Here is an 11,041-nt window from a genome sequence, read left to right as displayed (position 1 = left end):
TTTAGCAGCACGCGCGGGTGCTGCTTATGTATCGCCGTTTCTGGGGCGCCTTGATGATATCTCTCAGCCGGGAATGGACTTAATCAGGATGATCGCTGATATATTCCGTATCTCAGGGATCGAAACGGAGATCATTGCTGCCAGTGTGAGGAATCCGATTCATGTGATTGACTGTGCACTTGCAGGGGCGGATATTGCCACGGTTCCATACGGCGTCTTGGAGCAGATGACAAAACATCCGCTGACCGATCAGGGGATTGAAAAATTCCAGGCAGATTATCGTGCTGTTTTTGGAGAGTAAGCTGGGAGGAGAGAGAAGATGGGGAATTATCTGGAATTAGAAAAAACGGCAAATGAAATCCGCAAAGGGATTGTGACGGCAGTACATAGCGCAAAATCCGGTCATCCCGGCGGCTCGCTGTCAGCAGCAGATCTATTCACCTGGCTCTATTTTAAGGAGATGAATATTGATCCGGAACATCCGGCAAAAGAAGACCGGGACCGGTTTGTTCTGTCCAAGGGCCATGTGGCGCCGGGATATTATTCAACCTTAGCGAACCGGGGATTTTTTCCGGTGGAGGATCTAGTGACCCTGCGCCATACCGGCTCCTATTTACAGGGGCATCCGGACAGAAAGCATATTCCGGGTGTGGATATGTCCAGCGGCTCTTTAGGACAGGGAATCTCGGCAGCGGTGGGGATGGCGCTTTCTGCAAAGCTCAGCAAAGAACCATTCCGCGTGTATACCCTCCTTGGCGATGGTGAGATAGAAGAGGGACAGGTCTGGGAGGCAGCAATGTTTGCCGGTCATAGAAAGCTGGATAATCTGGTGGTTATTATCGATAATAATGGACTTCAGATTGATGGTCCCATTGATGATGTCTGCTCTCCCTATCCGATCGACAAAAAGTTTGAGGCGTTTAATTTCCATGTCATCAATATTGACGGGCATGATTTTGCGCAGATAGAACGCGCGTTTGAGGAAGCAAGGCAAACGAAAGGGATGCCGACAGCCATTGTTGCAAAAACCATAAAAGGCAAGGGTGTTTCTTTCATGGAAGGATCTGTGGCATGGCATGGGACGGCGCCTGATGACGCTCAGTATGAAATAGCGATGGCAGATTTGGAGAAAGCAGGTGAAGCGCTATGCCGGAGATAAAGGAAATGACTGCAAAGAAGATTGCCACCAGGGAAAGCTACGGCAACGCCCTGGTGGAACTGGGACAAATAAATGACAAAATCATCGTATTGGATGCAGACCTGGCGGCGGCGACAAAGACTGGAGTCTTTAAAAAAGCATTTCCGGAGCGCCATGTGGACTGCGGGATTGCAGAATGCAATATGATGGGAATTGCCGCCGGCCTTGCTGCTGCCGGGAAGATACCGTTTGCAAGCACCTTTGCCATGTTTGCCGCAGGCAGGGCGTTTGAACAGGTCAGGAATTCCATCGGTTATCCCCACCTGAATGTGAAAATTGGGGCTACCCATGCAGGGATCTCTGTCGGTGAGGATGGGGCCACCCATCAGTGCAACGAGGACATTGCCTTGATGAGGACGATACCGGGGATGGTTGTGCTCTGCCCGGCGGATGATATAGAGGCAAAAGCAGCGGTAAGGGCAGCGGTGGAGCATGATGGACCGGTCTATATGCGGTTTGGACGTCTGGCGGTTCCTGTAATCAACGATACGCCGGATTATAAGTTTGAACTGGGAAAGGGCATTGTGCTGCGTGAGGGAACGGATGTGACCTTGATTGCCACCGGACTTGAAGTGTCGGAAACCATTGCCGCAGCAAAAAGGCTGGAATCCGATGGGATTTCTGCGAGAGTCATCAATATCCATACCATCAAGCCGTTAGATGAGGAGCTTGTCTGCAGGGCAGCTAAGGAGACCGGGAAGATTGTTACGATTGAAGAGCATTCAGTTGTTGGCGGACTGGGAAGCGCTGTCTGTGACGCTGTGTGCAAAGAATACCCGGTGCCGGTGAAGAAAATAGGAATTCAGGATGTGTTTGGTGAGTCCGGACCGGCAAAGGAATTATTGCAGAAATATCAGTTGGATGAGATGGGAATATACCGTCAGGTGCTGGAGTTTGTCAGAGGAGTTTAAACATATAAGCGGAAGAGAAACCGTCTGGGTAAAAATAATCCAAAGCCATAGGAAGATAGAAATTATCTTCCTATGGCTTTTTAATTGGCAGGATCCCATGATAATGCAGTATTCCCATAGGGCGTTCAGGTAGAGTTGCGGAGAATCAGGCTGGTAGGAAGAATTACTTTCCTGGGTAGAAGCTGATACCCGTTGATCCTTGCCAAGAGCAGATCGACTGCAACCATGCCGATTTCCTTTGTAGGAATTTCAATTGTGGTCAGAGGAGGGTTGGAATATTTGGATATTTCGATATTGGACAATCCGATAACTGCTACTTTGTCCGGTACGGCTATTCCCATTTTATAGAGGCTGCTTAAGGCGGCCATGGCCATTAAATCACTGGCTACAAAGAAGGCGGTGGGAGTATCTTCTTTCTGATAGAGCTGGCTGACCTTCTCCATGCAAAGGTTCTCATCCCAGGCACAATCAATCACCCAGTCAGAATTTACCGGTAGGCCGGCTGCATGCAGGGAGGCGTAATAGCCCCGGTACCTCTGGCTGGATTTTATATTGCCGCTCATGCCGCTGCCGCCGATAAAACCTATCTTTTTATGCCCCTTGTCAATCAGATGCTGCACTGCCACACTGGCTACCCTGTAATGGTCATAACCTACATTGTCGATATCCTCCCACCAGGTATCGATTCCGACAATGTTTGGAACCTGATTTCGTATGAACTGGTAGATTTCACTGTTGAGCGATTCCATCAGAATCAGACCAGAGACTGGATTGCCAAAGGCACTGTATAAGGTCTTTTTATCCTCCAGCTCGGCACCGGTCTTAATAAAGGTAAGCTCATATCCGTTGTTTTGAAGCTGTTCTTCTACGCCGGACAGGATGGACATAAAATAAGGGTCGTTGTATTTGTTTTTAGTTACGCTTAGGACGCAGCCTATTTTTACAAGCGCATTGCCTGGATGGGCTTTATTGTCACCAGAGGAAGAGTTTGCGGGGGATTTTACGGTATAGTTCAAATCTGTAACAGCCTTCCATACCCGGGCCCGGGTTTCGTCGGTCATTTTGTATTGGGTATCGTTATTTAATACCCGTGATACAGTAGCTATTGACACCTTTGCCAGATTGGCTACGTCTCTGATTGTGCTCAAATTAGTTTGCCCCCTTAATCACAGCTTGTGGATTTTATTGTTTAGTATGTTTACGTAAAGAATGTGCGTTACATACAGTTAAATTATAATAATAGGTTATTGATTTTGTCAATACTCAATTTTCCTGCCACTGAGTGGAATTTATGGAAAAATCACTCCAATTAGAGGATTTTTAATGTAGTTAACCGGAATGTCTCTATAAAAACCTATGAAATGAAAGATATAAAAAGATAAGCCTTTGAAAGATAAGTAAAGTTATTTGTAAAGTTTTTTACAATAATTTTAATAATAATTTTGAAAATGGTATTTACACAGGGCAGGGCAAATGTTATAATCCAGCTATAAGGTTTAGTAAACAAACGTAACAAAAAGTAACAAAAAAGAAAACAATAATAAAAAGAACCTGACTAGTTTTAACAGAAATATCTATGCGGAGCAGCAAGACGGAAAGGGAGTGCTGGGATGAAAAATGTCCATTGCCATAAGTGTACAAAGGAATTAAGCAATAGCGAGATTGCTCTTAACCTTAAACTGTTAGGAAAGCATATCGGAACGTTACACTGCTATCAATGTTTATCGGAGTACCTCTGCTGTGATGCTGTCAGACTGCAGGAGTTGGCAGAGCAGTATAAAAGCAGCGGCTGCCTCTTATTTCAAACAAATTATACAGCCTAAGGAGATAAGCCTATGAGTGATACCTATGTAATATATCCTAAAATAATTGACGCACTCCTTGAAAATCCGGGGATTGGCTTTATTGCAGCTCCGGGTCTGATGGAACCGGCAGGGGTAATACATGATAACCGGGGCAATCCGGTGGAAAGATACAAATTTACCGATAGCAGCAGAACCTGGAATCATCCCGACAGCAGGATTACCTACTGCGGAGTCCGGTGGAGAGATCTGGAGGTTGAAAAAGGCAGATACCGGTGGGATATCCTTGAGAAAAAACTTGAGGAGGCAAAAGCATCAGGCTGTACGGCAATTGTACGCTGCTCTCCTTATGCATTGGCGGAAGAGGACGATATCCCGGACTGGTTTCGAAGGGAATGCCAGGAGGAACCGGAATTTCCCTTTTGGAGAGTTGATCCGCTGCATTCTCCCTATGTTACATACTGGTCTAAGTTTATTGCGGAATTTGCAGAACATTTTGACGGACATCCGGTAATAAGCTCAGTGGATATGGCGCTGGTGGGGGCCTGGGGCGAAGGCGGAGGTACCGAGTTTCTTGAAGAGGAGAGCATCAGGCAGATGGCAGATGCTTATATCGACAATTTTAAAATAACTCCGCTGCAGGCTCTTCTCCATGATCCAAAGTCCGTAAAGATAATTCGGGAGAGAAAGGAAGCTATAGGCTTTCGGGTGGATTGCCTGGGAGATATGGGAGGTTTCCATCAGGAAGAATGGTCCCATATGCTGGATTTTTATCCGGAAAATATCTGCAACTTTGAAATGGAGGCTGCATGGAAAAAGGCACCGGTGGTGTTTGAAGCCTGCTGGCACATGAATGACTGGTACCTCCAGGGCTGGGATATGGATTATATTGTGAAGGAATCCTTAAAGTGGCATATCTCTTCCTTTAACAGCAAGGGCACTACCGTCCCTGAGGCATGGAAGGAAAGTGTTAAAGGGTGGCTCAATAAAATGGGATACCGTTTTGAATTAAGAAAGCTCACGTATAATCCGGTGGTAAAAAAAGGAGAAGTTTTCCGGATCAGAGGATTGTGGGCCAATACCGGTGTTGCTCCCATTTATCACAGGTATCCCCTGGTAGTCCGCCTGAAAAATGAGAAGGAAGTCATCAGCCTTACCAGTAAAACGGATATCAGAAGCTGGCTGCCGGACCTGGATATCCTTTGGGAAGAAGAGTTCGACCTGGAAGGAAAGGCCGGTGAGTATTCTCTGGAAATAGGAATTGAAACCGGGATACCGGAGCTTGGAAATATAAAGCTGGCAATTGAAGGCTTAGAAGACGGTTACTATTGTTTTGGAAAAATAATCGTAGAATAGAGGGAAGAGTATGGGACATTTATCGTATGGATTCAAAGAATGTGTGGATTATTGCGGCTTTGACAATCTGCCCGAGGGATTGGAGCAATTCTATGCCGCTTACCCCGGGGAAGAGGACATCCATTTTATAGAGAGAGGATTTTTAAAGGAAGTGTTTGAGAAATTCAATCTTCCGGAGAAGAAACAACGGCTGTTGATAAAGGCGGCAGAAGCAGTGGAAGGGGACCCGAAACTGTTTCATTTCTCCAAGTTCCTGGTATGGGATATGTGTTCTGCCAGAAACCGCTGTGACGTGGATAACTATAAAAATATGACTCCTGTGTGCATGGCAGAGTACGGAGAGCTTTATTCTTTCCTTCTTCTGCTGGCCTGTGTGGTTCCTTCCATAAAGCTTTTAAAGGAACGGGGCGTTCCGGAGCATTATTATCGGGATATTCCTTTCCAGCCCATAAAATCCCAATTAGAGAAACTGGTTCGGGATGATGTAAGCGTAAGTGATTTTCCCTGGGATATGAACTTTTATACCTGCTCCATCTTTCTTATGGACCGGTTCCTGTTTATTCCCTGCCGCTTTGGCGATACATTTACCATGTACCGGAATAAGGTTTCCGGGAAGGTAACGGCCCTAAAACATGGCGGGGAGGAATTCCGCAGGGACGGGCAGTTAAATGGAATAAACGGAGTTTATGATAAGGCAGGAGCCTTTACTTCTATCTGGCAGGAGACGGAGGAGGAGATTACCGCAAATCCCATCAATCCCATGGGCTTTGTGGAGAGGGAACCCGTAACGCTGGTAAAGAAGGAATGGGCGGAAGCCTTAAACCAGGGGGATATGCTTCTGGCGCTCCATGTGCCTTCGGGACCGGGATATAACCCTGAGAGACTTAAGAATTCCATGGTGCTGGCGCTGGAGTTTTACAAGACTTATTTTCCGGAATTGCCGGTCAAAGGCTTTTGGAGTGAAAGCTGGCTGTATGATTCAAGACTGTCGCTGGTGCTTGATCATGATACCAGCAATATTATAAAGGTCCAGCGTCAATTTTATCTATATCCGGTTCAGGAGGGAGACGCCATGCTTCGGTATGAGGTATTTGGTGACTGGAAAGCAGATGAAACAAAGGCGGAGCTTAAGACCTCCCTGCAAAAAGCGGCGGCTGCTTATATGGCAACAGGAGCGCGTTTTAATAACCTGAGTATGGTGGTTCTAAAGGAAGAAGCGGATCAAACGGATCAAATGCCTTATATCACACAGGAAGACATTGCGCGCTTCAGACAGATTGCTGACAGCCATTTAAAATAAGGAGGAGCTGCCCATGGGTAGATATGCACTGGAACATTACAGTCCCTATGAGACTTATAAAATACGGCCGATGCCCCTTTCTAGGGCCACAGTTAATCCTGGCAGAGGGCGGTACCAGATAGTAGAACTCACCTGGGAGGAGCTGGAACCCCAGCGGGGTAAATATGACCTAAACCGGTTAAAAGAAGCACTTGCAGAGGTACATAATCCGGTCCTTACCATAAAACAGGTACTACCTGCCTGGCTAAAGAAGGGCCAAGAGGAAGGTTTTATCCACTTAATCAGGAGAGTTGCAAGTGCCCTGAATAATAAAAAGCTTATTGGTGTTGCAGTTTCCGGGGAAGATAGCAGCCAGGAAATCTGGAATGCCTATCTGGAAGCCTTTGAGGGAATCCCATTACTGGTCTGCCTTGAGCAGGAGGCCTTGCTGCAGTATCTAAAGGATCATGAATACCCTTTTGGCCTTATTGTAAATTGCAGCGAAGATAACTGGATCAGCTGCTGTGAAAAATTTGCCGGGTACCGGCTTCAAAATACCTGGCAGCGGATGCCGGTACTGCTTCAAATAGAAGAGGAGAACCCAGGAGAGAATATCCGCCGGGAAAGCCTGCGCTGGCATGCCGGTCTCTCCAGCCGTCTCATGGATGTGGGTTATGACTTAACCATAAGAAGATTGACCTATCCAAAGAAGATCGCGTCAAAGGGAGCTCTCCCCCTCCGGTTCTGGTTTGTAAATAGGGGCAGTGCGCCCTGTTACCTGGATTACAGCCTAAGGCTTCGTCTGGAAATGGAAGGAGAGCGGCAGGAATTTGTCTTACACATTGACAAGGATGTCTGGAAGGTTGGAGATATTACCCACAATGAGATTATTTCCTTGCCGATTCTGCCCCTTGGTGAATACTGTTTGTCAGTTGGGATTTTCTTTGCTGATGACAACCCCATGGAGCTGGATATCCGGATGGAGGAGAAGGACGGTTATTACAGGATGGGAACGGTTGAGGTGTGTAAAGACACTGCGGTGGATTTGGCACATGCCTGGGATGATTTCTACCCCGATGGCTATTATCCGCTGGAGGACCCGCAGCTTCCCGATTGATTCGATGGACGACAGAAAATAAAAGCAGGAGGAAAGAAAATTGAAGATTGCATTAGTTGGTGCAGGACAGCGGGGAATGATTTATTCCAAGCACGCCTATGAAACAAAAAAGGCAGATATTGTAGCGGTAGTGGAGCCGGAGGATGAAAGAAGATCAGCTGCAGCGAAAAATTTCGGTATTCCGTCTGAAATGCAGTTTAAAAATGTAGAGGATTTTTACCAGAAGGGCAGGATTGCCGATGCCGTTATCATCGCATCCATGGATCAGGACCATTACCAACAGGTTCTGGATGCTCTGGAGCTTGGGTATGATATTCTTTTAGAAAAGCCAATATCTCCCAATCCAAAGGAATGTCTTATGATACAGGATAAGGCAGATCAGAAGAGCTGTAAGGTGATTGTATGCCATGTGCTCAGATATACGAATTTTTTTGCTGCAATCAAGGAAATTATCGACAGCGGAGAGCTGGGGAAGGTAATTACCATCCAGCATAATGAGAATGTTGGGAATTATCACATTGCCCATTCCTTTGTCAGAGGAAATTGGAGAAGAAGTGATTTATCCAGCCCCCTGGTGATGCAAAAATCCTGTCATGACATGGATATCCTTGCCTGGCTGGTGGGCAGTGAGGTGAAAAAAATAGTTTCCTTTGGCAGTTTAAAATACTTTAAAGAAGAAAGTGCACCAAAGGGCAGCTCCGATCGCTGCCTGACCTGTAAGGCTGCCGGAGACTGCCGCTTTGATGCCCGCAAGGCTTACTTACCGATCGTGGGAAGCTGGCCGGCTTCGGTACTTACCCAGGACCAGACGGAAGAAGGGATAAACAAAGCTTTGGCAGAAGGCCCCTATGGACGTTGTGTATACCGCTGTGACAACGATGTGTGCGACAACCAGGTGGTATTAATCGAATTTAAGAATGATGTAACAGTCAGCTTTAATTTAAGCGGATTTACGAATAAAATCAGCCGGACGATCAAGGTCATGTGCGAAAATGGGGAAATCAGAGGGGATGACAGTCTGAACCAGATTGAGGTAACCAAATTTGCCTCCAATGCTATTGATGGTTTTGAACAGAGAATCATTCATAGCGGTCAGCCTCAGGGAGGCCATGGGGGAGGAGATGTGGCCCTGATGGACGATTTTATCAGTCAGATGGAAACACGCAGCGACAACAGCAGATCCTCCATTACCCAATCAGTGGAAAGCCATGTGATGGCTTATGCGGCAGAGCAATCCAGAATTACCGGCGAAATAATTGATGTGGATGCATTAAAAAGCCGGCTGAGAAACTCTTAAAAAACAGAAAAGAGTGGTGAAGAGTGATGAAATCAAAAAGAATCCAAAAGGAAGCACCGGGGCCTAAAGAAGACCGGAAAAAAGAATTCCTGCGTGAAATAAAAAGAAACAAGGGCCTGTATCTTATGTGTATGCCTGCTCTGATTGTGCTGGTTATGTTTTGCTACATTCCATTTGCAGGGACCTGGATGGCATTTACCGACTTCAATGTAATGGATGGTATCTTTGGAAGCAGGTTTGTAGGCTTGGATAACTTCAAGTATTTCTTTTCCGAGAGCAGCATGGGATGGCGGGTAACTTATAACACACTGTTTATCAATTTCTTTGGTATTATACTGGGACTGATTGTTCCGATCAGTATTTCCATATTTTTCAATGAAATCAGGAGCAATGTCTTTAAGAAACTGACACAAAGCTTTATGTTTTTTCCGTATTTCCTTTCCTGGGTCGTAGTAGGTACGATTATCTACGGATTTTTTTCCACCGACGTGGGCGTTATCAACAATATGCTGCGATCATTGGGAATGGAACCGGTGAAGTGGTATGCGGAACCCAAGTACTGGAAGGGCATCATAATTACCGCCAGTATGTGGAAGTGGAGCGGATACAGCTCCATCATTTACATGGCAGCCATGGCAACGTTCGACGGTTCCCTGTTCGAGGCTGCAAAAGTGGATGGTGCAAACAAGTTTCAGAGGATTTTATATCTCACCATTCCGATGCTGAAACCGACGGCCGTTGTACTGACCCTTATGAGTATCGGACGAATTTTCTACGGTGATTTCGGCATGATCTACGGTATTGTTGGCAACAACCCGGTATTGATTGATGCGGTAACCGTTATTGATACTTATGTATATCAGAGTATGAGGACCCTGGGCTTTTCCTATGCTACCGCAATTGGACTGTTCCAGTCGGTGATGGGACTGATTCTGGTAACCGCTGCGAACCGGTTGGCAAAAAAATATAATGACGGGGAGGGATTGTTTTAATGAGAAAAAGCAAATCATTCGGAGATCACCTGGTTACTATCCTTGCTTATTTGTTTATTGGCCTATTCGGGCTGCTTTGCCTGTATCCCCTTGTTCTTACCTTAGGTGTGTCCCTCTCTTCGGAACGCGAAATCGTCATGCATGGTTATTCAGCGATTCCGCAAAAATTTACCCTTAATACATATATCTATATTTTTGCAAACAGTGGAATGCGGATTTTAAAGTCTTACGGAGTTACTATTTTTGTTACGGTTGCCGGAACCCTTGGAGCTATGATCATTACCAGTATGATTGCCTTTGCATTATCGATTAAAAGCTTAAAGTACCGTAATGTCATTGCCTTTTTATGTAACTTCACGATTGTGTTTTCCGCGGGCCTGATTCCCTGGTATGTGGTTTGTGTGAATTACTACGGTTTAAAGAATAATATTCTGGCGCTGATTCTTCCTTCTGTTTTCAGTGTCTGGAACATGTTTCTTATGAGGACCTATTTTTCAAGCATTTCGCCTTCTTTATACGAGGCGGCTAAAATTGACGGAGCAAGCTATCTGCTGATTTATTGGCGGATTGCACTTCCCCTCAGTAAAACGGCAATGCTCACCGTAGGCCTTATGTATGCCCTGCAATACTGGAATGACTGGTGGAATGCCCTGATTTTTATTAATGACAAGGATTTGTTTCCTCTCCAGTATTACCTCTACACAATTCTTTCAAACGTAAATGCCATTAGTTCGGGGCGTATTCCTTCCGGCGCTGCTGCAGGAATCACACTGCCCTCTGAAACGATGAAAATGGCAGTTACGGTTATAACCATAGGTCCGATTATCTTCTTATATCCCTTTGTACAAAAATATTTCGTACAGGGTATTATGACAGGTGCAGTCAAGGAATAAGCTCTGTAGTAAAAATCATTGGTAGGCCGGGAGAAAGGCTTAACATAAACAAAAAGGAGGGTATTGCAATGAAAAGACGATTGATACTGACGGCTGCCGTGATAATGGCAATCGGTTTACTTGGGGGATGCAGCAGCAAGGGAGAATCGAAAGAAGGCACTAAAACCGTAACGATTCTATATCCAGGTGATGAGAG

The 11,041-nt window shown here is 45.8% G+C and carries 10 protein-coding genes; 9 read left to right on the top strand and 1 reads right to left on the bottom strand.

From position 1 onward, the window contains the following. The 3 genes from RT269_RS28380 to RT269_RS28370 all read left to right on the top strand — a co-directional run. A partial coding sequence (locus tag RT269_RS28380; RefSeq protein ID WP_313187752.1) for a transaldolase family protein occupies positions 1–301 on the top strand: 301 nt, incomplete at its 5' end. Positions 302–319: 18 nt separating this feature from the next. Next, complete coding sequence (locus tag RT269_RS28375; protein WP_313187750.1) at positions 320–1,159, top strand: transketolase; 840 nt, start codon at positions 320–322, stop codon at positions 1,157–1,159. After that, positions 1,147–2,109 (top strand): transketolase family protein, encoded by a 963-nt coding sequence (locus RT269_RS28370; protein WP_313187748.1) that lies wholly within the window; start codon positions 1,147–1,149, stop codon positions 2,107–2,109. Before RT269_RS28375 ends, RT269_RS28370 begins: the two co-directional genes overlap by 13 nt. A 125-nt stretch (positions 2,110–2,234) precedes the next feature. Here the strand turns inward: RT269_RS28370 and RT269_RS28365 are convergent, their stop codons facing one another. Further along, complete coding sequence (locus RT269_RS28365) at positions 2,235–3,257, bottom strand: LacI family DNA-binding transcriptional regulator (protein WP_313187746.1); 1,023 nt, start codon at positions 3,255–3,257, stop codon at positions 2,235–2,237. Positions 3,258–3,944: 687 nt separating this feature from the next. On the opposite strand from RT269_RS28365, the gene RT269_RS28360 reads away from it, so the two are divergent. The 6 genes from RT269_RS28360 to RT269_RS28335 are packed head-to-tail and all read left to right on the top strand — an operon-like array spanning position 3,945 to position 10,845. Continuing rightward, on the top strand, positions 3,945–5,267 hold the full coding sequence (locus RT269_RS28360; protein WP_313187745.1) for a DUF4832 domain-containing protein: 1,323 nt from the start codon (positions 3,945–3,947) through the stop codon (positions 5,265–5,267). A gap of 10 nt (positions 5,268–5,277) precedes the next feature. After that, the gene (locus RT269_RS28355) at positions 5,278–6,567 is read left to right on the top strand and encodes an acyltransferase domain-containing protein (RefSeq protein ID WP_313187744.1); all 1,290 of its coding nucleotides are present in this window, start codon (positions 5,278–5,280) and stop codon (positions 6,565–6,567) included. A 13-nt stretch (positions 6,568–6,580) separates the two neighbouring features. Beyond that, complete coding sequence (locus RT269_RS28350) at positions 6,581–7,663, top strand: hypothetical protein (RefSeq protein WP_313187743.1); 1,083 nt, start codon at positions 6,581–6,583, stop codon at positions 7,661–7,663. Positions 7,664–7,703: 40 nt separating this feature from the next. After that, positions 7,704–8,960, top strand: coding sequence for a Gfo/Idh/MocA family protein (locus tag RT269_RS28345; protein ID WP_313187741.1), 1,257 nt, complete (start codon positions 7,704–7,706; stop codon positions 8,958–8,960). A 26-nt stretch (positions 8,961–8,986) separates the two neighbouring features. Continuing rightward, positions 8,987–9,952, top strand: a complete 966-nt coding sequence (locus tag RT269_RS28340) for an ABC transporter permease (RefSeq protein ID WP_313187739.1) — start codon at positions 8,987–8,989, stop codon at positions 9,950–9,952. Continuing rightward, positions 9,952–10,845 carry a carbohydrate ABC transporter permease gene (locus tag RT269_RS28335; protein ID WP_313187737.1) on the top strand — a complete coding sequence of 298 codons (894 nt, stop codon included), beginning with the start codon at positions 9,952–9,954 and terminating at the stop codon, positions 10,843–10,845. The genes RT269_RS28340 and RT269_RS28335 overlap by 1 nt, the downstream gene beginning before the upstream one ends. The last annotated feature ends 196 nt before the right edge of the window (positions 10,846–11,041 follow it).

This window comes from Lacrimispora sp. (assembly GCF_032078915.1).
Classification (GTDB): domain Bacteria; phylum Bacillota; class Clostridia; order Lachnospirales; family Lachnospiraceae; genus Lacrimispora.
The sequence above is the reverse complement of the archived record's forward strand: the minus strand, read 5'-3'. Positions and strand labels throughout refer to the sequence as shown.

Bases quoted from the DNA above. Each gene is read 5' to 3' on its own strand.
- RT269_RS28375 (WP_313187750.1), top strand. From the start codon at position 320: ATGGGGAATTATCTGGAATTAGAAAAAACGGCAAATGAAATCCGCAAA.
- RT269_RS28370 (WP_313187748.1), top strand. From the start codon at position 1,147: ATGCCGGAGATAAAGGAAATGACTGCAAAGAAGATTGCCACCAGGGAA.
- RT269_RS28360 (WP_313187745.1), top strand. From the start codon at position 3,945: ATGAGTGATACCTATGTAATATATCCTAAAATAATTGACGCACTCCTT.
- RT269_RS28355 (WP_313187744.1), top strand. From the start codon at position 5,278: ATGGGACATTTATCGTATGGATTCAAAGAATGTGTGGATTATTGCGGC.
- RT269_RS28350 (WP_313187743.1), top strand. From the start codon at position 6,581: ATGGGTAGATATGCACTGGAACATTACAGTCCCTATGAGACTTATAAA.
- RT269_RS28340 (WP_313187739.1), top strand. From the start codon at position 8,987: ATGAAATCAAAAAGAATCCAAAAGGAAGCACCGGGGCCTAAAGAAGAC.
- RT269_RS28335 (WP_313187737.1), top strand. From the start codon at position 9,952: ATGAGAAAAAGCAAATCATTCGGAGATCACCTGGTTACTATCCTTGCT.